We start from the raw sequence: 21,759 nt of genomic DNA, 5'->3' as shown, positions 1-21,759 counted from the left end.
GCGGACATGGGGTGCGGACGGTCGCCCATGTCCCGCCCTGCGGACGCCGGGTTGACTCGTCCCCATGTCCAAGAGCACTTCCCCTTCCGCCCCCTCCGTCCTTTCCACCGGTGTCCGTTCCGTCCTGGTCCTCGGCGCGACCGGCAAGACCGGCCGCCGCGTGGTGCGCGAGCTGCGCGCCGCGGGCGTCCCCGTCCGGGCCGCGTCCCGCTCCGGCGAGGTCCGCTTCGACTGGACCGAGCCCGCCACCTGGTCCGCCGCCCTCGACGGCGCCTCCGCCGTCTACCTCGTCGCACCCGACGAGGGGTACGAGGCGGTGCCGGAGTTCACCGCGCGGGCCGTACGGGCGGGCGTCGGCCGGTTCGTGGCCCTCTCGGGGCGGGGCATCGAGCACGTCGGCCCCGACTTCGGACAGGGCATGGCCGCGGCCGAGGCGGCGGTGCGCGCCTCCGGCGTCGAATGGGCCGTCCTGCGGGCCAGCAACTTCAACCAGAACTTCGACGAGGACCTGTGGCGCGGGCCCCTGCGCGACGGCCGGCTGGCCCTGCCCATCGGGGACGTCCCGGAGCCGTTCGTCGACGCGGACGACGTCGCGGCGGTGGCCGCGACGCTGCTCACGCGCGCCGCGCACACCGACGGCGTGACCGAGATCTCCGGGCCGCGCGCCCTGACCTTCGGCGAGGCCGTGGCGGAGATGGCCCGGGCGGCCGGGCGCGAGATCGCCTACGTGGAGCTCTCCCCGGCGGAGTACCACGCCGAACTGCTCGCCGCCGGCGTCCCGGAAGCGGCGGCGAGGGCCCTCGGCGCCCTGTTCGCCCTCCACCGCGCGGGGCACACGGCCGCCCCGACGGACGGCGTGCGGCGGATCCTGGGCCGCGAGCCGGTGGACTTCACGGCCTACGCGGAACGGGCCGCGGCGGCCGGGGCGTGGGCACAGGCGTAGCCGTGAGGGGCGGACGGCGGCGGTGCGCGGCGGGGGCGGTCAGCGGTCCGGGGCGTCGGGGGCGTCGGGGGCGCGCCGGTACACCGCGTGCTGGAGCTGGTCCTTGGCCGGGCCGGTGGTGCGCCAGGCGAGGCGCCATTCGTCGGCCGAGACGACGGTGAACGTCCCGTCGTAGCGGTCCCGGCCGCAGGGGTGGCGGGTGGCCCAGTGCCCGGTGCGCAGGTCCAGGGGGTGGAAGGGGCGGCCGTCGGCGAACGTGACGTCCGCCGTGCCGTCGGGGCGGCCGTGCAGCCCGAGCGTCCGGCCCGCCCGGCGCGTGCCGCCGTTCCAGGTCAGCTCACCCTCCTCGACGTGCAGCAGGCGCGCGGGGTCGGTCCCGTCCGGCCGGAAGGCGGCCGTGCCCCGGAACGTGCCCTCCAGGCCGGTGGCCAGGTCCCGGAGAACGCGGCGGACCACCCACCGGCCGGCCAGGTAGGCGACGGCGTCGGGAACCGGATGCGGCGCCCCCGGGGCCGTCGGGGCCCACGTCGGGGCCGGGGCCGGGATCGGGGCCGTGGGGGTCGTCGGGGCCGGGCCGGTGGAGCTCATGGCGGCCATTATCGCCGGGGCGGGAGCGCTTACCCCATGTCGCCGCGCATCGCCCGCTGGAGGTGGCGGATCAGCGCGTTCGCCGCCGGATTGGCGGAACCGTCCTTGCGCCAGGCGAAGGCGATGGACCCGCGCATCGGCGGTTCCGTGAGGGGGATGCCCCGCAGCGTCGCCGGGCGGGCCGCCGCGAAAGGGGCGGGGAGAATGGCCACGCCGAGGCCCCGTGCGGCGAGTTCCGCCAGGAGATTGGGGTCACTGGCCTCGAAGGCGATGCGCGGCGGAAACCCGGCCTCGGCGCACGCCTCCTCGACGGTCGCCCGCGCGCCCACGCTCTGGTGGAAGACGATGAGCGGTTCGTCGCGCAGGTCGGCGAGGCGCAGCCGGTCGTGGCCGGCGAAGGGGTGGTCGGGGCTGACGGCCGCGACGAGGGGTTCGTCGGCCACGGTCAGCGTCTCCACACCCGGCGGCACGGCCGTGGACGGGGAGATCGCCACGGCGTCGAAACGGCCCTCGCGCAACGCGTTGAGCAGGTGGTCGGACGTGGACTCGGAGAGGGTGATCTCGATCGCGGGATGCTCCCGGTGGAAGTCCGCGAGCAGCCGCGGCAGATCGTAGGCGGAGGCCGACGAGGCGACCATCCCGACCGAGACCCGTCCGCGCAGCAGCCCCGTGTGCTCGTCCACGGCCTGCCGCACTCCGGCCACCGCGGCGAGCGCGGCCTGTGCGTAGGGCAGGACCGCCGCGCCGACCTCGGTGAGCAGGACGGTGCGTCCGGTCCGGTCCAGCAGTTTCTGTTTCAGTTCCCTTTCGAGCTGGCGAATTTGAGTGCTCACGCCGGGCTGGGCGACGTGTAATTTGGCCGCCGCTCTGGTGAAGCTCTTTTCCTCCGCCACGGCTACGAAGTACTCCAATTGCCTCATTTCCATAAGGATTCATTATACCAGTCAGAGGGACTCGGTATTGGACTTATGAATGGCCCGGCCGGACCATACGGGTGAGGTACTTCCGGATCGCCGGCCCACCGTGGCCGCACCCCGGATGACGTGCGATCGAGGTGCGCGGCACGGGCGTTGGGCCGCCGGCGCGGGAGGTACGGGACGAGGTCCGGCGCCCCCGGACGCCGGACGGCCGCCGACGGCCGGGCCGGTTCCCGTGTCTCCGCGCCGTCGACCCGCGCGGCGCCCGGCCGGAATCCCGTACGAGGCGACCGCGCGTCACGCCCGCCGAAAAAGCGGACTCTGCTTGGGAGGAAAGCAAGTGTCACATGCCACCGACGCGGCACCGGGGCGAATGTCCCGGTTCAGCGTCCCGCTCCTGGGATTCGGCGTATTCGCGGTAGCCACGAACGAATTCGTGCTGGCCGGCATGCTGCCCCACCTTGAGGACACGCTGCACGTCTCGACGGCGGCCGCGGGCCAGGTGGTCACCGTCTACGCGCTGGCGTGTGCCCTGTTCGGCCCCGTCTTCGCCACCGTGACGGCCGCTTGGTCGCGCCGCGTCGTGCTGCTGACCGCCGCGCTCGTCTATCTGGTGGGGACCATCGGCGCCGCCGTCGCGCCCAACTACCCGCTGCTGCTGGTCGCCCAGGCGGTCGCGGCCGGCGGTACCGGACTGTTCGTCCCCGTCGCCGCCTCGTCGGGGGCCTCGCTGGTGGCGCCGGAGCGCCGGGGCCGCGCCATCGCCACCGTGCTCACCGGCTTCACCGCGGCGACGGCCTTCGGCGCCCCGATCGGCACCGCGTTCGGCAGCCGTTTCGGCTGGCGCGGCACCATGTGGTTCGTCGCGGGCCTGGCCGTCCTCGGGATCGTCGGGCTGGTGACCCTGGTACCGCGCACCATCCCGACCCCGCCGGCCGAGAGCCTCAGGAAGCGCTTCCTGCCGCTGGCCGACCCCCGCGTGCTGACCACGCTGGGCACCACGGCACTCGCGTTCACGTCGGTGTACGTCCTCTACACCTACATCGCCGACATCTTCGACGGCGCCACCGGCGGGTCCGGCGGCAGGGTCGCCACCCTGATGTTCGTCCTCGGTGTGGTGTCCATCGTCGGCAGCTACCTCGCCGGCGTCGTGACCGACCGCATCGGCGGCCGCGGTGTCATGGCCATCTGCCTGACCTGGGTGGCCGTCTGCCTGGCGCTGGTGCAACTGGTCAGCGACTCGTTCCCGGCGTCGGTCGGCTTCATCGCCGTCTTCGCGGTCGCCTGCTTCAGCATGAGCGCCCCGCAGCAGCACCGGCTGATCGGCCTGAACCCGCCGCTGGCCTCGGTGCTGATCTCGCTGCACGCCTCCATCCTCTACGTGGCCATCGCCCTCGCGGGCGCCATCGGCGGCGCCGGCCTGTCCGTCGGCGGCTCCGCCAGCCTCGGCTACATCGGCGCGGCCATCGCCCTCCTCGGTCTCGGCCTCTCGGAGCTCGCCCACCGGCTGACCCGGCACAAGGCCGCCGCGGTCGCGACGGGCGCCCCCGAACCGGCGGAGGGCGCGGCGGCGGCGTCCTGACCGGACCCCGCCCGCACGAGGGCTGCCGACCGTACGGCATGGACCCCCGCCTTCCGTACCGGGGGCCCCGGCCCTCCGCCGACCTCGGCCGGTGCGCGGTTCCCCGGAACCGCGCACCGGCCGCGGACGTTCGGATGGGCCGGCGATGCTGTGCCCGGGGAGGTGCCGGAACGCCGTGGCTCCGGGCCGCACTCCGTGTCGAGTGCGGCCCGGAGCCACGGCGTTCCTCAGGCGCACTCCCGGGCGAGCCACGGCACTCCGGTGAGCGAGCCGAAGCGGCCGGCGTGGAAGACCAGCGGACCCTCCCGGCCGGTCAGGGCCCCCTCCAGGGCCTCCGCGACGACGAGTTCGTGGTCGCCCGCCGGCTGGATCGTGGAGATGGCGCAGTCCAGCCAGCCCAGTCCGTCCCGCAGGACCGGGTGCCCCGACCGGGTGAACGTCCACTCCCCGCCCGCGAACCGGTCCGCCCCGCGGGTGCCGAACGCCCGGCACACCTCCTCGTGCTGTCCCCCGAGGATGGTCACGGCGAAGCCCCCGGCGGCCCGGACGGCCGGCCAGGTGGTCGAGGTCCGCGCGGCACACACCGCGATCAGCGGCGGTTCCAGCGAGACGGAGGTGAAGGAGTTGACGGCCATGCCCACCGGGCCGTGCGGCGTCCGCGCGGTGATCAGCACGACGCCGGTGGCGAACCGGCCGAGGATGTCGCGAAAGGAGCGCTGCTCCAGCATCTGTTCTCCCGTTCGGTACGGCGGTCCCGGGCGTGCCGGTCCGCCTGTGCACAGCGTCGGGCCGCGGCGGCGCCGCCGGCCGCCCCCGCGCGGGAGCGGCCCGGCGGCGGCCCGGCGAGCCGTTACAGCAGGAAGCTGACGGCCTGCGGATCCTCGCCGAGCAGCACCCGGCCGTACATCTCCTCCGGGATACCGGCGCCGAAGCCCGCGTGGCGGTTGGCCACGTGCACGTCCCGCCAGATCCGCTGGAGCGGGTTGGACTCGGCGAAGGCCGACGTCCCGTGGGCGGTGACCAGCAGGTCGACGGCTTCGCGGCACTGGCGGCTCGCGTAGGCCGAGTCGTTGCGGACGCGGGTGCGGGTGGGCACGTCGGGGGTTTCGGCGCGGCGCGCGTGCGCGTCGATGTCCTCGGTGAGCCGGTGGGCGTGGAACCGGGCGGTGTCGATCTTGGTCGCCGCTTCGGCGACGGTCGTCTGGAAGGTGACCGACTGGACCTGGCTGGTGTACGTGGAGGCGTTGACGGAGCGCTTCGGTGCCTTCTCCAGGACGAGCTCCAGCGCCGCGCCCACCTCGCCGAGCTGTGCGCCGAGCAGTGAAGTGAGCAGCATGCCGGCGAAGTTGCTGCGGTAGAGGGTCTCCTCCGGGTGGCGGGGCGGCACCGTGCCGGCGAGGGCGGGCGGCAGGGGGATCAGACGGTGGTCGGGCACGGTCTTGCCGTCGACCACGATGGTGTTGCTGCCGGTGCCGCGCAGGCCGGTGATGAACCACGTGTCCCTGACGGTGGTGTCCCCCGCGGGGATCAGGGCGAGGAACGGCTCGGGCGCGGCGTCCCCGTCCCGGACCGGGACGACGACCACGGCCCAGTCGCAGTGCGCGGAGCCGGAGGCGTAGGGCCACTCGGCGGTGACCAGCGCGCCGCCCTCGACCCTGCGCGCGGGGGCGCCGGGGCCGAGGACCAGGGCGACGCCGGCGTCGGGGTTCCCGCCCCAGACCTCCTCGCGGGCCTCGTCGGGGAAGAGCGCGGCGACGAAGTTGCCCGCGTTGAGGACGCCGGTGACCCACGCGGCCGAACCGCAGCCGCGGCCGAGCTCGGTGACGACGTCCAGCAACGTACGGGAGTCCGTTTCCCAGCCCCCGAAGCGCCGGGGGGTGAGAAGCCTGAAGAGCCCCGCGTCCCGGATCGCGTCGACGGTGCCGGAGCCGAGGCGCCGGTCGCGGTCGGCCCGCGGCGCGTCCTCCCACAGTCGGTCCCGCAGGGCCGCGGCCCGTGCGACGAGTTCGGCACGGGACGGCACGTCGTCCGGGGCGGCCGCGGCGGACGGGCTCTGGGTTGCCATGGTCATGGGCAGGTGTCTCCTGTCGGACTGAGGGGCCGGCCGACGGCGGAACGGCGCGAGCCGCCGGGCCGGCCGGCAGGACGGGACGGGCCGGGCGCTGTCCGGCGCGGCCGGGGCGGACCGTCGGGACGACGGAGGCGGGGCCGCGGCCGCCCGTGGGAGGCCGGCCACCGTGCGGCACGCCGTGACGGCGGCGGTACGGTGCGCCCGGCCGGAGCGGTGACGTCACGCGGGCAGGGCGCGAGGACGTTCATCTCCCACTTCCCCCGTTGGTCCCCGTTTTCAAGCCGAAGGTCCGTCCAGGGACCTAGGCCGATGGTTCGAGCTTCCCCTACCGACGGGCGGAGTTCCAATACGAACGACGTATGGGAGGCATAGGAAAATCGAATCGCCGCACCGGGTCCTGCCGTATGGTACGAGGCTGTCGTACGTGCGCCACGGAGCATTCACGTAAAGGTCCCGAACGCGTGGGTCCGACCGTGGAGTTGGGGATGATTTGACCCGACGAATGGTGAAGTGACTCAGCGGAACGGCCGATTCGAATGGCGGTGCCATCCGTACGGCCCAAATACGCCCTGGGCGTTGCAAGTCAAGCCCCCAGCGTGTCAAATGGTCTCCATGTGGCGCGCCTTGATATCCATTGCCTGGCGCCGCCGAGTGGGTCAGAATCGACCGAGCCGCCGGACCCGGCAGGGCCGGCGGACCAGGTGTATTCAGCAGGGGGCGGCACCCGTGGTCCGGCTACGCGGAAGCCTGCTCCCGAACGGGGGATCGGCATGAACACCACTTTGTGTCCATTTTCGCCCGCACCGCCCAGCGGGGCGGTTCCATGCCCTCGCCCGGTGACCGGGCGACGTGACGGCTAGACGAGCCGGCTGACACGGGCCGGCTGACACGGGCCGGTCCGGGCGCCGTCGCCGTGCCGCCCGAGGGAACGGCGGAGTGCGCGGCACCGGCGGTCCTTCGCGCGGCCACACCGCTCCCGGCGAGCCCGACGGCCTCCGCGTGATCCGTCCGCCTGCCCGCCCTGCTCCGGACCGCATCACCCGCCGGCGCGTACGGGGCGCCGGCACGGCCGCCGTTCCGTGCCGAGTGGCGGGCCGGTGCGAAGAGACGCCATGTGCCCCGGCGTCAGGGCGACGGAAAGCGGAATTCCCAAACCCGTACTCCCGTACTCCATCCGACATCCACGGAGGAAATCCCATGTCCGAGCCTGTGCGGTCGCGAGGATTCACCGACGACGCCGAGCTGCGGCGGATCAATCGCGCCACGGTCGAGAAGTACATGAACACCAAGGGTCAGGACCGGCTGAAGCGGCACGAGCTTTTCACCGAGAACGGCGGCGGCGGTCTGTGGACCACCGACACCGGCGCCCCGATCACCATCAACGGCCGTGACCGCCTCGCCGAGCACGCCGTCTGGTCCCTCCGGTGCTTCCCCGACTGGGAGTGGTACAACATCAAGATATTCGAGACCGACGACCCCGATCACTTCTGGGTCGAGTGCGACGGGCACGGGAAGATCCGGTTCGAGGGATACCCCGAGGGTTACTACGAGAACCACTTCCTGCACTCCTTCGAGCTGGAGAACGGGAAGATCAAACAGAACCGCGAGTTCATGAACCCGTTCGAGCAGCTTCGCGCCCTGGGCATTCCGGTCCCGGAGATCAAGCGCGAGGGCATCCCCACCTGACGCCCCCACCCGGCGTCCCGCGGCCGGAGCCGGCCCGGGCCGGCCGGCCGCCACCCCCCTCAACCCGATCCACCGCTCCCACCGCCGGATTGGAGTTCGAGTACGTGATCAAGAACGACGTCTTGGAAGACATACGGACGCGCGACGCCCGGCAGCAGCCCGCATGGACCGATCCTCTCCAGGTCAGCCGGGTACGGGAGGCCCTGGCCGCCCGCCCGCCCCTGGTCCGGGCCGCCGACGTCGCCACCCTGCGCGGGTACCTGGCCCAGGCCGCTGCCGGTCAGGCGCTGATCCTCCAGGCCGGCGACTGCGCCGAGGACCCCCAAGAGTGCACCGCCTTCCACGTCGCCCGCAAGGCGGCCCTGCTGGACCTCCTCGCGGGCGCCCTGCGCCTGGCCGCCCACAAGCCCGTCATCCGCGTCGGACGCATCGCCGGCCAGTTCGCCAAGCCGCGCTCCAGGCCCACCGAGATCGTCGAAGGCGTCGAACTCCCCGTGTTCCGCGGCCACATGGTCAACGGACCCGAAGCCGATGCCGACAGCAGGTGGCCCGACCCGCTGCGCATCCTCACCGGCCACATGGCCGCCGGCGACATCGTGGAGCACCTGGGCTGGCGCGAGCGCGCCGCCGGCCGCGACGTCATCGAGCCGGTCGTCTGGACCAGCCACGAGGCACTGCTGCTCGACTACGAGGTGCCGATGCTGCGCACCGACGACCAGGACAGGCTCTACCTGGGCTCCACCCACTTCCCCTGGATCGGCGAGCGCACCCGGCAGGTGGAGGGCGCCCACGTCGCGCTGCTCGCGGAAGTGGGCAACCCGGTGGCCTGCAAGGTCGGCCCCGCCATGACCCCGGAGGAACTCCTCGCCCTCTGCGAGCGGCTCGACCCCTGCCGCGAGCCCGGCCGGCTCACCCTCATCGCCCGGATGGGCGCCGACCACGTCACCGAGCGGCTGCCCGCCCTGGTCGGGGCCGTCCGGGCCGCAGGCCATCCGGTGATCTGGCTGACCGATCCCATGCACGGCAACACCGTCCCCGCGCCCGGCGGTCGCAAGACCCGCCTCGTGCGGACCGTCGCCCTGGAGGTCGCGCGCTTCCTGGAGGCCGTCACCGACGCCGGCGGCACCGCCGGCGGACTGCACCTGGAGACCACCCCCGACGACGTGACCGAGTGCGCCGCCGACGAGTCCGGCCTGGCCGGCGTCGGCGAGCGGTACACGTCCTGCTGCGACCCGCGGCTCAACCCGTGGCAGGCCGTCAGTGTCGTCTCCTCCTGGACGGCCGCCTGACGCGCCGGCCCGACGGGCTCGTACCCACGTGACGCCGAAGCGCGTCGGCGCGCTCCGGACCACAGCAAGGAACTCGAAAGCAGGGTCATGTCCGGCATACCACCGATCAGTCCGTATCCGCTGCCCACCGCGGGCGACCTGCCCCCCGACACCATCGACTGGATCCCCGACGCCGACCGCGCCGTCCTCCTCGTCCACGACATGCAGCGCTACTTCCTCAAGCCGTTCCCGGAGAGCGTCCGCGCACCGCTGGTCCGCAACGCCGCCGCGCTGCGCGACCGTTGCGCCGCCCGCGGCGTTCCGGTCGCCTACACGGCCCAGCCGGGCGGGATGACCGACGAACAGCGGGGCCTGCTCAAGGACTTCTGGGGCCCCGGCATGCGCCCGGAGCCCGCCGACCGGCTCGTGGTGGACGAACTGGCGCCGGCCGACGGCGACTGGGAGTTCACCAAGTGGCGCTACAGCGCCTTCTTCCGGTCCGACCTGCGGGAGAGGATGCGCGCCAGCGGCCGTGACCAACTGATCCTCTGCGGCGTCTACGCCCACGTCGGCGTGCTGATGACCGCGGTCGACGCGTACACCCGTGACATCCGGGCGTTCCTCGTCGCCGACGCCGTGGCGGACTTCTCCGAGGAGTACCACCGAATGGCCCTGCGGTACGCGGCCGAGCGCTGCGCCCGGGTCGTCACCGTGAAGGAGGTCTTCGCATGAGCGCCCGTCCCGCCACCGGTGATCTTCTCGGCCGCGTGCTCGGCACGGCCGGCCCGCGCCCGGCGGCCTTCGCCCTGCTCCACCGCCCCGAGGCCGTCGGCGCCGACGTCCTGGACGTCCTGGTGGGCGAGGTGTCACATCCCGCCACCCTCGGCGAGATCCCGTTACCGGACGGTCCGGCCGGCGGGGGAGCCCGGCATGAGGTGCTCACCGTCGTCCCGTACCGGCAGATCGCCGAGCGCGGCTACCACTGCGCCGACGACGGGGCTCCGCTGATCGCGATGACGGTCACCGGCCAGGAGCGGGTACCCGTCGCCGAGCTCGACCGTTTCCCCCTCGTGCCGACCCGGCCGGCCGGCGGGCACTTCGACCTCGACGACGACGCGTACGCGGAGGTCGTCGCCCGGGTCGTCAAGGAGGTGATCGGTACCGGTGAGGGCGCCAACTTCGTGATGAAACGTTCCTTCATCGCGGACATCACCGACTACGGACCGCACAGCGCGCCGGCCTTCTTCCGCCGGCTGCTCCGGCGGGAATCGGGCGCCTACTGGACGTTCCTCGTGCACACCGGCGACCGCACCTTCGTCGGCGCCTCGCCCGAGCGGCACGTCAGCCTCGACCGCGGCACGGCCGTGATGAACCCCATCAGCGGCACCTACCGCTACCCGGCCTCGGGCCCCAGCCTGCCCGAGGTGATGGAGTTCCTCGCCGACCCGAAGGAGACCGACGAGCTCTACATGGTCGTGGACGAGGAACTGAAGATGATGGCCCGCGTCTGCGAGTCGGGCGGCCGGGTGGTCGGCCCGTACCTCAAGGAGATGGCCCGCCTCGCCCACACCGAGTACTTCATCGAGGGGCACACCACCCGCGACGTCCGCGAGATCCTGCGCGAGACCATGTTCGCCCCCACCGTCACCGGCAGCCCGCTGGAGAGCGCCTGCCGTGTCATCGACCGGTACGAGCCCGCCGGACGCGGCTACTACAGCGGCGTCGTGGCCCTCATCGGCCGGGACGAGGACGGCGGCCGGGCGATGGATTCGGCCATTCTCATCCGCACCGCGGAGATCGACGCCACCGGCCGCGTCACCATCGGCGTCGGCGCCACCATCGTGCGCCACTCCGACCCGGCCTCCGAGGCCGCCGAGACCCGGGCCAAGGCCGCCGGCCTCGTCGCCGCCCTGGAATCCGGCGGCGACCGGCGGCTGGGCAGCCATCCCGCGGTCAAGGCCGCCCTGGCCCGGCGCAACGAGACCATCGCGGACTTCTGGCTGCGCGACCTCGACGGCCGTTCGAGCACCCTGCCCGGACTCGACGGCCGCCGGGTGCTGGTGGTGGACGCGGAGGACACCTTCACCTCCATGATCGACCACCAACTGCGGTCGCTGGGTCTTGAGGTGGAGGTCCGCCGGTACGACGAGGCGTACTCCTTCGACGGCCACGACCTGATCGTGATGGGCCCCGGCCCCGGCGACCCCCGGGAGACCGACCGGCCCAAGATGGCCCACCTGCACGCCGCGGTGCGCACCCTGCTCGCCCAACGCCGCCCGTTCCTGGCCGTCTGCCTCAGCCACCAGGTGCTCGGCCTCCGACTGGGCTTCGGACTGTGCCGGCGCGAGGTGCCCAACCAGGGGGTGCAGAAACAGATCGACCTGTTCGGCCGCACCGAACACGTCGGCTTCTACAACACCTTCGCCGCCCACAGCGACCGCGACGAGGTCGAGGTGGACGGCGTGGGCACCGTCCGGGTCAGCCGCGACCCGGACACCGGCGAGGTGCACGCCCTGCGCGGTCCGCACTTCGCCTCCATGCAGTTCCACGCCGAGTCGGTGCTCACCCAGGACGGACCGCGGATCGTCGCCACCGCGGTGCGGCAGGTCCTGGGCGTCCTGGAGACCGAGGCCGTCGGCTGAGCCGGCCGCGGCACGGTCCACCGGTCCGCGCCCCGGCGGCGCGGACCGCCGCCCCGGCGGTACGGCGCGGCCGGGCCGCCACCCTTGCGGCGGGGGATGGCGTGTCGTTCGGCCGTCACGCCCGCCGTTTTCGCCACGCCCGTCGTATTCGCCGCACCCGTCGTACTCGTCACGCCCGCCGTATCCGCCACGTCTGTCGTATTCGACGCACCCGTCGTACTTGCCGCACCTTCCGTATCCGCCACGCCCGTCGTACCAGCCCCACCCGTCGTACTTGCCTCACCCGCCGTACTTGCCGCACCCGTCACACCGTTCGCATCCGTCGGCCCGCCCCCCTCGCACCACTTGGAGCAGCACATGCCTTCCTACGTAGTCGTCGACGCCTTCGCGACGCAGCCGCTCAAGGGCAACCCGGTCGCCGTCTTCTTCGACAGTGACCACCTCTCCGCGGAGCGCATGCAGGGCATCGCCCGGGAGATGAACCTTTCCGAGACGACCTTCGTCCTGAAGCCCAAGCAGGACGGCGACCACCACGTCCGGGTCTTCACCCCCGTCAACGAACTGCCCTTCGCCGGGCACCCGTTGCTGGGCACCGCCGTGGCGCTCGGCCGCCGCACCGAGGCGGACAGGCTGCGGCTGGAGACGGCCATGGGCATCATCCCGTTCGAGCTGGAGCGGGAGGACGGCGAGGTGACCGCCGCGTGGATGCGGCAGCCCATCCCGACCTGGCAGCCCTTCGACCGCACGGAGGAACTCCTCGCCGCCCTGGGCGTCCGCGAGTCCGCGCTGCCGGTGGAGATCTACCGCAACGGCCCCCGGCACGTCCTCGTCGCCCTGGAGAGCGTCGAGGCGCTCTCCGCCCTCCACCCCGACCACCGGGCCCTCGGCGCCTTCGAGGACATGGCCGCCAACTGCTTCGCCGGTTCGGGCACCGCGTGGCGCAACCGGATGTTCTCGCCCGCCTACGGCGTCGTCGAGGACGCCGCGACCGGTTCCGCCGCCGGGCCGATCGCCATCCACCTGGCCCGCCACGGCCTGATCGAGTACGGGCGGCGCATCACCATCACCCAGGGCGTCGAGATGGGCCGCCCCTCGCCGATGCACGCGCTCGTCCACGGCACGGGCGACGCCGTCGAATCCGTCGAGGTCGGCGGCAACGGGGTCCTCGCCATCGAGGGCACGCTGCACGTGTGACCGGCCCGGTGCGCCGACCGAACGCCGTCCCTCACCGCTGGAGTCACTCATGAGCAACCTCGCGAGCACGAGGTCGGAATCCATGACCGGGAACATCGACGTCGGCTTCCCGGAGTTCGCCGACCCGCCGGCGGAGCCCTACGGCCTGCTGCGGGCCTGGATCGAGAACGCGAAGGAGAACGCGGTCCGGGAGCCCCTGGCGCTCGCCCTGGCCACCGCCGACGAACGCGGCCGCTCCTCCTCCCGGATCGTGGTCCTGGGCGCGGTGACCGACCGAGGACTCCACTTCACCTCCCACAGCACCAGCCGGAAGGGGCGCGAACTGGCCGTCAACCCCTGGGCGTCCGGCGTCCTGTACTGGCGCGAGACCAGCCGGCAGATCATCGTCGGCGGCCCGGTGCGGAAGCTGCCGGACGAGGAGGCCGATGCCCTCTGGCACGCCCGCCCGGTCTTCACCCACGCCATGTCCTCGGCCGCCCGCCAGAGCGCGCCGTTCGAGGACCACGCCCACGTCGAGGCGGTGCGCGCGGAGGCCCGGCGGCTCGCCGGGCTCGGCCGCCCGCTGCCGCGCCCCGCCTCGTACGCCGTCTACCGACTGGAGCCGGAACTCCTCGAGTTCTGGGCCAACGGCACCGACCGGCTCCACGAGCGGCTGCGCTACGACCGTTCGGCGGAGGGCTGGACCACCAGCCGCCTCCAGCCCTGAGCACCGGCCACCGAACGACCCTCTCCCGCCAGGTCCCCACCCGACTCCCGCCAGGCCCCCACCCGACTCCCGCGAGGATCCCATGAGCGACGACACCACGCCGGCCCCGGCCCTATCCGCCTTCACCAGCCACCTCGACCTGCGCGCCCGCAACCGGGAAGCGGTCGAGAAGTACCTGCGCACCGGTCCCGAGGCGCGCCTGGAGCGTCACACGCTCTACACGGAGGACGGCGAGACCGCCCTCTTCTACACCGACATCGGCCGCCCGATCGTGGTCAGGGGCAGGGACCGGCTGAAACGGCACGGCGAGCTCTCCCTGCGGGTGCTGCCCGACTGGCAGTGGACCGACGTGCGGATCTACGAGACGCAGGACCCCGACGTCATCTGGGTGGAGTGCGACGGGGAAGGGACGATCAGGTTCCCGGACTATCCCGAGGGGCACTACCGCAACCACTTCGTCCACGGGTTCACCCTGCGCGACGGGAAGATCAAGTCCAGCCGCGAGTACGCCAATCCGATCGAGCACATGCGGTCGCTGGGCATCGAGACGCCGCACATCAAGCGCGACTGGATCCAGGCGGACCACTGACCCGCGCCCGGCCGACGCCATCCCCCGACGCCACCGCCCGACGCCATCCCCGACGCCACCGACCGACGCCACCGCCCGACGATGCACCACCCGACACCGGAGGACCGCGAACCATGGCCACAGGCGCAGAGGCCCAGCGCGCTGCCGTCGACCTCATCACCGCAGCCTGGCGCACCCAGGCGGTGTTCGCGGCGGTCAGGATCGGCCTGCCCGACCTCGTCGCCGCGGGCGACACCGACGACGCCTCGCTCGCCCGGGCCACCGGGATGGACGAGGACGTGGTCCACCGCCTGATGCGGCTGCTCGTCCTGCTCGGCGTCTTCAGGAAGGACGACGGCTATGCCGTGACGGAGGTCGGCGACCTCCTGCGCGACCGCCCCGGCTCCCTGCGGGACATGTGCCTCCTGTACGGCGACGAGTTCTACGCGGCCTGGGGGCACGCCGAGGACGCGTTCCGCACCGGCGCGTCCGGCTTCGAGAAGGTCCACGGCCTGCCCCTCATCCCGTACCTGCGCGAGAATCCCGAGGCGGCGGACCGCTTCCAGCGCGCCCTGCGGGCGGGCAACTTCTACTTCGACTCCGTCCCCGAGGAAATCGACTTCTCGGCGGACCGGCACATCGTCGACATCGCGGGCGGCAGCGGCCAACTGCTCTCCACGGTACTCAGCGCCGTGCCGCGGGCCCGCGGCACGCTCGTGGACCTCGCCCACACCCTGCCGATCGCCCGGGCGCACTTCGAGCGGACCGTCGGCACGGAACGCGTGGACCTGGCGGCCGTCGACATGTTCTCCGGTGACCTGCCGGCCGGCGCCGACACCTATCTCCTCTCCCGGGTCCTGGGCGACTGGGAGGACGAGCCGTGTCTGCGCCTGCTGTCCAACCTCCGCACGGCGATGTCCGGACGGTCCCGTCTGATCGTCATCGAGCGGCTGACGCGCGACGACGGCACGGGCCTGCTGCCCGCCCTGTGGGATCTGCACCTGCACGTCCTGAACGGCGGCCGCCAGCGCACCCCGGACGCCACCCGGGCGCTGGCCCGGCGGGCCGGCCTGGACGTCGAGCGGAGCGTCCCCCTGCCCGGCGAGAACACGGCGCTGATCCTCAAGAAGCTCCCGGCCTGACCCCCATCGCAGATCGCGGCGCGGACCCGGCGCAGACCCCGGCGTTCCGCCCGACTTCCGTTCCGGACAGGAAACATGGCCATGACCCACTCTGCCGACGTCATCATCGCCGGTGGCGGCATCGGCGGCCTCACCGCCGCCCTCAGCCTGCACGCCGCCGGCATCGCACCCCTCGTCCTGGAGACCGCCCGGGAGATCAAGCCGCTCGGCGCGGGCATCAACCTCCAGCCCGCGGCCGTCCGCGAACTGGACGAACTGGACCTGCTCGACGAACTGGCCGCCCTCGGCGTCCCGGCCGAGCGGCACCTCTTCGCGGACGGCCGCGGCCGCACGCTGTTCACGGAGGCGCGGGGAACGCGGGCCGGCTACCACTGGCCGCAGTTTTCCGTGCACCGCGGCGAGCTCCAGACGATGCTGCGGGACGCGGTCGTCAAACGCATCGGCCCCGACGCCCTCCGCACCGGTGTCCGGGTCGCGGGCTTCGAACAGACCCCCGGGAGCGTCCGCGTCCATGCGCTGGACCGCGCCACGGGCACCGCGCTCGGCCTCTCCGCCGAAGCCCTGGTCGCCGCCGACGGCATCCACTCCACCGTCCGCGCCCTCCTCCACCCCGGCCAGGGCCCGCTCCGGTGGAACGGCGTGACCATGTGGCGCGGCATCACGGAGGCGGACGCGTTCGCTCCCGGCAACACGGTCGTCATCGCCGCCGACGCGAAGAACACCCAGTTCGTCGCCTACCAGATATCCCGCGACGCCCTCGACCGCGGCCGCACGCTGATCAACTGGGTCTGCCTGGTCCCTACCGGCGAGCCGGGGCCCCTCGCCGCCGGCGTCGACTGGAACGCCCCCGGCACGCTCGACGACATCGTGCCGCACTACGCCGACTGGCACCTCGACTGGGCGGACCTGCCCACGCTCCTCGCCGGCAGCGAACGGATCCTCGCCTACCCCATGGTCGACCGGGACCCCCTCCCCTCCTGGGGCGAGGGCCGGGTCACCCTCCTCGGCGACGCCGCCCACCCCGGCTACCCGTCCGGCGCCAACGGCGGCACCCAGGCCGTCATCGACGCCCGCGTCCTGGCCTATCACCTGGCCGTGGCCCCCGACGTCAGCACGGCCCTCTCGGCCTACGAGTCGGAACGCCGCGAGGCCACCTCCGCCATCGTGCTCGCCAACCGCGAGATGGACCGCGTCGGACGCAACCGGTCCGCCGCCCCCGGCACCCCGTCGGGCGAGTCCATCGACAAGGTCACGGACTCCTACCGCAAAGCGGTGGGCGAGGCGGAGAAGCTGAACTCCCGCCCCTCGCTGACACCACCGGGAACCGTGCGCGGCTGACGGGAGGCGGCGGGACACACGTCCCGGCGGCCGGGGCGCAGCCGGGCTGACGCCCGTGTGCACAGGGGGCGTACCGGGACGTGACACCGGACACGTGACACCGGACCGGACGGGCGGGGGAGTTCCGGTGGAACGCCCCTGGCCCGCACGGTCCGTGCGGGGGGTCGGGGGTCGGGCCCCCCGCCGTCCCTGCCGGCCCGACGCCGGGACGGCAGGCTTCCGTCCGGGCCCTGGAGGGCCGATTCCGGTGCGGGGCCCGGAAGGGAGGGCACTCTCAACGGGCTGAGCCTGTCGTCCCCGGACACGGACGCCCGGCGTACGGCCCGTCGTCCCCGGGCGCGGGCGGCCGGCATACGGCCCGTCGTCCCCGGGCACGGGCGCCTGGCATACGGCCCGTCATCCCGGGCGGCCCGGCCGCGCTCGCTCAGCGAGCCGCCGCCCCGCCGCCTCCGCCGTCCCCGCCCCCGGCGATCAGCGCCTCAGCGCCGTCCAACGCCCTCGCCACGGTGAACGCGTAGAAGTCCGCCGCCAGTTCGCGCGGCGGGCGGGGGTCGGCGGCCCGGCGCAGGACGTCGTCGCCCGCCGCCGCCAGGCCCGGCCGGTCTGCCGCGTCGTGGTAGGCGCCCAGCACCTTTGTCATCCGGTCCCGGCCGCCCGGGTCGGCCTCTTCCTCGTCCTCCGTGGCGACCAGCATGAACGCGCTGTTGAGCAGGTACCGGTAGACGAGGGTGGCGTCCCGGCCGAAACCCGCCCGCAGCAGGGCTCCCACCCCGCGGTCGACGGCGGGCAGGGCCGAGGGAACCGTGGGCCCCAGCCGTACCAGGCGCCGCGCCGTCCCCGGATGCCGGCGCAGCACCAGCCGGCCCTGGATCAGGAACTCCTCGAACCACGCACGCCATTCGAGGTCCCCGTCGGGGAGCGGCATCCCGGCGACGACACGGTCCGTCACCATCTCCACGACGGCCTCGCGGTCCCCGACGTGGTGGTAGACGACCCCGGGGTAGACGCCCAGCGCGCCGGAGAGCTGCCGGACCGACCAGCCTTCCAGGCCGTGTTCCCTGGTCAGGTCGAGGGCCGCGGCGATCACTTTCCCGGCGGTGATGGGCGGGAGCCCGGCCGCGGTCCGGGAGCGTGATCGCGCGGGGTGAGCAGTCATGCCGGGCACTTTAACGCAGCGTCGTGAAGGGGTCCGCGGTCGGCCCTGAGGGCTCGTGCGGCACGTCCAGTGTCCCAACCCCCTGCTTCCCTCCGGCGCTTGACTTCCCGGCCCGGCAGCGGGGTAAGGTCCGCCTAACTTCTTGAACACCGTCCAACAGGGGTGTCGATGACCGCGCACTGTGCCGCACTGAGAACCCTGCTCCGCCCTGTCCGACGGCGCCTGGCCGCGGCCGTCGCCCTGCAAGCGGTCTCGGCGGCGGCCGGCGTCGTGCCCTTCGTCGCGGTCGCCGAACTGGGCCGGGTGCTGCTCGACGGCGACGGCGTCGACCACGGACGCGCCTGGACCGTCACCTGGCTCGGCGTGGCCGGCCTGCTGGTGCGGCTGTTCCTGCTGGTGGGCGCGGGCGGGATCACCCACCTCGCCGACAACGACCTGCAACTCCACATCCGCCGCCGCCTGGTGGACCGCCTCGGCCGGCTCCCGCTCGGCTGGTTCACGGACCGCGCCTCCGGCACCGTGAAGAAGACGCTGCAGGACGACGTCACCGCCATGCACCACCTGGTGGCCCACTCCCTGCTCGAACTCACCGCCGCCGTCGTGGTGCCGGTGATCTCGCTGGCCTACCTCTTCACCGTCGACTGGCGGATGACCCTGGTGACGATCGCCCCTCTGGTCATCGGCCTGACGGCCTACCTGTGGACCATGGCCGGGATGAAGGGCCGGCTCACCGCCTTCGACGAGGCGATGGGCCGGATCAACGCCGCCGCCGTCGAGTTCGTCCAGGGCATCGCCGTGGTCAAGACCTTCGGCCGGACCCGGCGCGCCCACCGGCGCTTCGCCGAGGCCGCCGACGGATTCGGGTCCTTCTTCCTGCGCTGGGTGTCCTCGACGGTCCGCCCCAGGGCGGTCTCCGAGATCCTGCTCTCACCCGTCGTCGTCCTCCTGGCCGTCCTCCTCGGCGGCACGTGCTTCGTCACGGACGGCAGCCTCGACGCCGTCGACCTGCTGCCGTTCGCCCTGCTCGGCGTCGGCCTCACCGCGCCGGTGCTCGCCCTCAGTTACGCCACCTACGAGCTGCGCACCGCCCGGACGGCCGCCGAGCGCGTCACCGAACTGCTGGAGACCCCCGAACTGCCGGTCCCCGAGCGGCCGGCGGTGCCGTCCGGCCACCGCGTCGAGTTCGACGCCGTCCGCTTCTCCTACGGCGGCGAAGACGGCGGGAACGAGGTGCTCAAGGGCATCGACCTCACCCTGGAACCCGGCACGGTGACCGCCCTGGTCGGCGCCTCCGGCTCCGGCAAGTCCACCCTGGCCTCGCTGCTGCCCCGCTTCCGGGACGTCACCGGCGGCGCCGTCCGGCTCGGCGGCGTCGACCTGCGCGACGTCGCGCCCGAGGAGCTCCACCGGCGGATCGCCTTCGTCTTCCAGGACGTCCGGCTGCTGCGCGACACCGTGTCCGCCAACATCGCCCTCGCCCGCCCCGACGCCGGCCCGGCCGAGGTCGAGCGGGCGGCGCGCGCCGCCTTCGTCCACGACCGGATCGCCCGGCTGCCACGCGGCTACGCCTCCGTGGTCGGCGAGGACGCCCGGTTCTCCGGCGGCGAGGCGCAACGGGTCTCGATCGCCCGGGCGCTGCTGGCCGACACCCCGGTGATCGTGCTGGACGAGGCCACAGTGTTCGCCGACCCCGAGTCCGAGGCGGCCGTCCAGGACGCGCTGGCCGAACTGACGCGCGGCAAGACCGTGTTGGTGATCGCCCACCGGCTGTCCACCATCGCCGGCGCCGACCGCATCGTCGTCCTCGACGGCGGCCGGATCGCCGAACAGGGCACGCACGACCGACTGGTCGCCGCCGGCGGCCTGTACGCCCGCATGTGGCGGGCACACGAGGCGACGGCCGAACGGCGGCCGGACGCCGCCCGCGCGGCCACGACCCGAAGGGAGGAACCCGCCCGATGATCCGCCGGCTTCTCACCGTCGCAGGCCCCGACCAGCGGCCCGTCCTCCGCCGCATGCTGCTCGCGCTGTGTACCGCCGCCGTCCTCCAGGGCGTCGCCTTCGCCCTGCTCGTCCCCGTGCTGCGGGAACTGCTCGGCGACCACCCGGACCGGGCCTGGCCGTGGCTGTGGACGCTGCTCGGCACGTCCGTCGCCTACGGGATCGCCCACTACGCCGCCCTGCTCACCGGCTACCAGGCCGGCGCCACCCTGTCCCGCGGCCTCCACCACCGCGTCGGGGACCACGTCTCCGGCCTGCCGCTGGGCTGGTTCGGGCCCGAACAGGTCGGCAGGCTGGGCCAGCTCGTCACCCAGAACGTCATGGACATCATGGGCGTACCGGCCCACCTGCTGCGCCCGCTGGTCACCGGGTTCGTCACCCCGGCCACGGTCGTCGCCCTGATGTTCGTCTTCGACTGGCGCCTCGCCCTGGCCGCCGCCCTCACCGTCCCGTTCATCGCCCTCGTCTACCGCTGGAGCGCGAACCTCGCCCGGCGGGCCGACGCCCTCCGGGACGAGGCCCGCTCCGAAGCCGCCAACCGGATCGTCGAGTTCGTCCAGCACCAGCCCGTCCTGCGGGTGTTCGGGCGCGGGCCCGCCGGGCGGCGTGCGCTGGGCGCCGCCCTGGAGAACCAGCGCGACCTGGGGCGCAAGGTGCTGGTCACGGGAGTGCCGGGGATCGTCGGCTTCACCCTGGTGATCCAGGCGGCGTTCACCGTCGTCACCGTCGTGGGCACGTACCTAGCCCTCGGCGGTGAGCTCGCAGTGCCCGAGCTGCTGGCGCTGCTGGTGCTGGCGGCCCGGTTCGTGGAGCCCCTGTCCGAGGCGGCGACCCTGGGATCCAGCCTGCGCATGGCGCGCGACGCGCTGGAGAAGGTGGAGGAACTGCTGAGGGTTCCGGCCCTCCCCGAACCGGCCGTACCCGCCACGCCACGGGACTCCGGCATCGAGCTCGCGGGGGTGGAGTTCGGCTACGACGGCCGCCCGGTCCTCTCCGACGTGTCCTTCACGGTGCCGCCGCGCACCATGACCGCCCTCGTGGGCCCGTCCGGCTCCGGCAAGACCACGGTCACCCGGCTGATCGCCCGTTTCTGGGACGTCGACGCGGGTGCCGTGCGGATCGGCGGCGCCGACGTCCGCGACCTGACCACCGAGGACCTGATGTCCCGGATCTCCATGGTCTTCCAGGACGTCTACCTCTTCGAGGGCACCATCGAGGACAACATCCGCGTCGGCCGCCCGGACGCCACCCCGGCCGAGGTCCGCGAGGCGGCCCGGCTCGCCCACGTCGACGAGATCGCGGCCCGGCTCCCCCACCACTGGGACACCAGGGTCGGCGAGGGCGGAACGGCCCTCTCCGGCGGCGAACGGCAGCGGGTGTCCATCGCCCGCGCCCTGCTGAAGGACTCCGACATCGTCCTCCTCGACGAGGCCACCGCCGCCCTCGACCCGGAGAACGAACACGCCGTACAAGCCGCCCTCGCCGCGCTCACCGCCGACCGGACGCTGCTCGTCATCGCCCACCGGATGCCCACCGTCATGGCCGCCGACCAGATCGTCGTCCTCGACGGGGGTTGGATCGCCGAACGCGGCACACACGACGAACTGGTCGTGCGGGGCGGCCGGTACGCGGCCTTCTGGTCCGAGCGGAACCGGGCCGGCGGCTGGCGGCTGGGCGGAGGCGGGGGAGGTGGGGGAGGCAGAGGAGGCGGGGGAGGCGGAGGCGAGGGAGGCGGGGTGGCGGATGCCGCCGGAACACCGGAGCCGCCAGCCGGGGACCTTGCCGGCCGGGCCGATCCGCTGACGGCGCCGGGGTGAGGGCGCCCGGGCTGAGGGCGCCCGGGTGAGGGCGCTCCGGTGACGGGGTTTCGCGGGCGGGGTTCCGCTGACCGGGGCCGTCGGATGGGGCCGTCGACTGGGGCCGTCGACTGGGGCCCGTCGCCCGGGCGTCGCTGACG

Annotated in this window: 18 protein-coding genes; 13 read left to right on the top strand and 5 right to left on the bottom strand. The window is 73.4% G+C overall.

Going from position 1 to position 21,759, the window contains the following annotated elements:
• The first annotated feature begins 64 nt into the window (after positions 1-64).
• The gene (locus tag ACZ6X9_RS10390; protein WP_469777513.1) at positions 65-943 is read left to right on the top strand and encodes an NmrA family NAD(P)-binding protein; all 879 of its coding nucleotides are present in this window, start codon (positions 65-67) and stop codon (positions 941-943) included.
• A gap of 39 nt (positions 944-982) precedes the next feature.
• Here ACZ6X9_RS10390 and ACZ6X9_RS10385 read toward each other — a convergent pair whose 3' ends face one another.
• On the bottom strand, positions 983-1,531 hold the full coding sequence (locus tag ACZ6X9_RS10385; RefSeq protein WP_469777512.1) for a DUF6314 family protein: 549 nt from the start codon (positions 1,529-1,531) through the stop codon (positions 983-985).
• Positions 1,532-1,560: 29 nt separating this feature from the next.
• Positions 1,561-2,451, bottom strand: coding sequence for a LysR family transcriptional regulator (locus ACZ6X9_RS10380; protein ID WP_469777511.1), 891 nt, complete (start codon positions 2,449-2,451; stop codon positions 1,561-1,563).
• 337 nt (positions 2,452-2,788) lie between these two features.
• Between ACZ6X9_RS10380 and ACZ6X9_RS10375 the strand changes: the two genes are divergently transcribed.
• Positions 2,789-4,030, top strand: coding sequence for an MFS transporter (locus ACZ6X9_RS10375; protein ID WP_469777510.1), 1,242 nt, complete (start codon positions 2,789-2,791; stop codon positions 4,028-4,030).
• Between the two features lie 227 nt (positions 4,031-4,257).
• Here the strand turns inward: ACZ6X9_RS10375 and ACZ6X9_RS10370 are convergent, their stop codons facing one another.
• Together ACZ6X9_RS10370 and ACZ6X9_RS10365 are read right to left on the bottom strand one after the other, a co-directional pair.
• Positions 4,258-4,758 carry a flavin reductase family protein gene (locus ACZ6X9_RS10370; RefSeq protein WP_469777509.1) on the bottom strand — a complete coding sequence of 167 codons (501 nt, stop codon included), beginning with the start codon at positions 4,756-4,758 and terminating at the stop codon, positions 4,258-4,260.
• A gap of 122 nt (positions 4,759-4,880) precedes the next feature.
• On the bottom strand, positions 4,881-6,101 hold the full coding sequence (locus tag ACZ6X9_RS10365) for an acyl-CoA dehydrogenase family protein (RefSeq protein ID WP_469777508.1): 1,221 nt from the start codon (positions 6,099-6,101) through the stop codon (positions 4,881-4,883).
• Positions 6,102-7,298: 1,197 nt separating this feature from the next.
• Between ACZ6X9_RS10365 and ACZ6X9_RS10360 the strand changes: the two genes are divergently transcribed.
• The 9 genes from ACZ6X9_RS10360 (at position 7,299) to ACZ6X9_RS10320 (ending at position 16,645) form a co-directional block, all read left to right on the top strand.
• Positions 7,299-7,787, top strand: coding sequence for a PhzA/PhzB family protein (locus ACZ6X9_RS10360; RefSeq protein WP_469777507.1), 489 nt, complete (start codon positions 7,299-7,301; stop codon positions 7,785-7,787).
• 104 nt (positions 7,788-7,891) lie between these two features.
• Positions 7,892-9,076: a 3-deoxy-7-phosphoheptulonate synthase gene (locus tag ACZ6X9_RS10355; RefSeq protein WP_469777506.1), complete on the top strand. Its 1,185-nt coding sequence runs from the start codon at positions 7,892-7,894 to the stop codon at positions 9,074-9,076.
• 87 nt (positions 9,077-9,163) lie between these two features.
• The gene (locus ACZ6X9_RS10350; protein WP_469777505.1) at positions 9,164-9,787 is read left to right on the top strand and encodes an isochorismatase family protein; all 624 of its coding nucleotides are present in this window, start codon (positions 9,164-9,166) and stop codon (positions 9,785-9,787) included.
• Positions 9,784-11,697 carry an anthranilate synthase family protein gene (locus ACZ6X9_RS10345; protein WP_469777504.1) on the top strand — a complete coding sequence of 638 codons (1,914 nt, stop codon included), beginning with the start codon at positions 9,784-9,786 and terminating at the stop codon, positions 11,695-11,697. Before ACZ6X9_RS10350 ends, ACZ6X9_RS10345 begins: the two co-directional genes overlap by 4 nt.
• 357 nt (positions 11,698-12,054) lie before the next feature.
• Entirely contained in the window at positions 12,055-12,891 is an 837-nt protein-coding gene (locus ACZ6X9_RS10340; protein WP_469777503.1) for a PhzF family phenazine biosynthesis protein, read from the top strand.
• Positions 12,892-12,973: 82 nt separating this feature from the next.
• Entirely contained in the window at positions 12,974-13,597 is a 624-nt protein-coding gene (gene phzG, locus ACZ6X9_RS10335) for a phenazine biosynthesis FMN-dependent oxidase PhzG (RefSeq protein ID WP_469777502.1), read from the top strand.
• An 82-nt stretch (positions 13,598-13,679) separates the two neighbouring features.
• Positions 13,680-14,186, top strand: coding sequence for a PhzA/PhzB family protein (locus ACZ6X9_RS10330; protein ID WP_469777501.1), 507 nt, complete (start codon positions 13,680-13,682; stop codon positions 14,184-14,186).
• Between the two features lie 113 nt (positions 14,187-14,299).
• Complete coding sequence (locus ACZ6X9_RS10325; protein WP_469777500.1) at positions 14,300-15,307, top strand: methyltransferase; 1,008 nt, start codon at positions 14,300-14,302, stop codon at positions 15,305-15,307.
• A gap of 81 nt (positions 15,308-15,388) precedes the next feature.
• Positions 15,389-16,645: an FAD-dependent monooxygenase gene (locus ACZ6X9_RS10320; protein ID WP_469777499.1), complete on the top strand. Its 1,257-nt coding sequence runs from the start codon at positions 15,389-15,391 to the stop codon at positions 16,643-16,645.
• A gap of 424 nt (positions 16,646-17,069) precedes the next feature.
• Here ACZ6X9_RS10320 and ACZ6X9_RS10315 read toward each other — a convergent pair whose 3' ends face one another.
• A complete protein-coding gene (locus tag ACZ6X9_RS10315; protein ID WP_469777498.1) occupies positions 17,070-17,801 on the bottom strand; it encodes a TetR/AcrR family transcriptional regulator in 732 nt (243 codons plus the stop codon).
• A gap of 168 nt (positions 17,802-17,969) precedes the next feature.
• Here ACZ6X9_RS10315 and ACZ6X9_RS10310 point away from each other — a divergent pair, with 168 nt between their 5' ends.
• Positions 17,970-19,763 carry an ABC transporter ATP-binding protein gene (locus tag ACZ6X9_RS10310; RefSeq protein WP_469777497.1) on the top strand — a complete coding sequence of 598 codons (1,794 nt, stop codon included), beginning with the start codon at positions 17,970-17,972 and terminating at the stop codon, positions 19,761-19,763.
• Positions 19,760-21,619, top strand: a complete 1,860-nt coding sequence (locus ACZ6X9_RS10305; protein ID WP_469777496.1) for an ABC transporter ATP-binding protein — start codon at positions 19,760-19,762, stop codon at positions 21,617-21,619. Before ACZ6X9_RS10310 ends, ACZ6X9_RS10305 begins: the two co-directional genes overlap by 4 nt.
• Positions 21,620-21,759: the final 140 nt, after the last annotated feature.

It is taken from the genome of Streptomyces sp. NPDC052910 (assembly GCF_055585605.1).
This window is presented reverse-complemented; position numbering and strand designations above follow the sequence as displayed.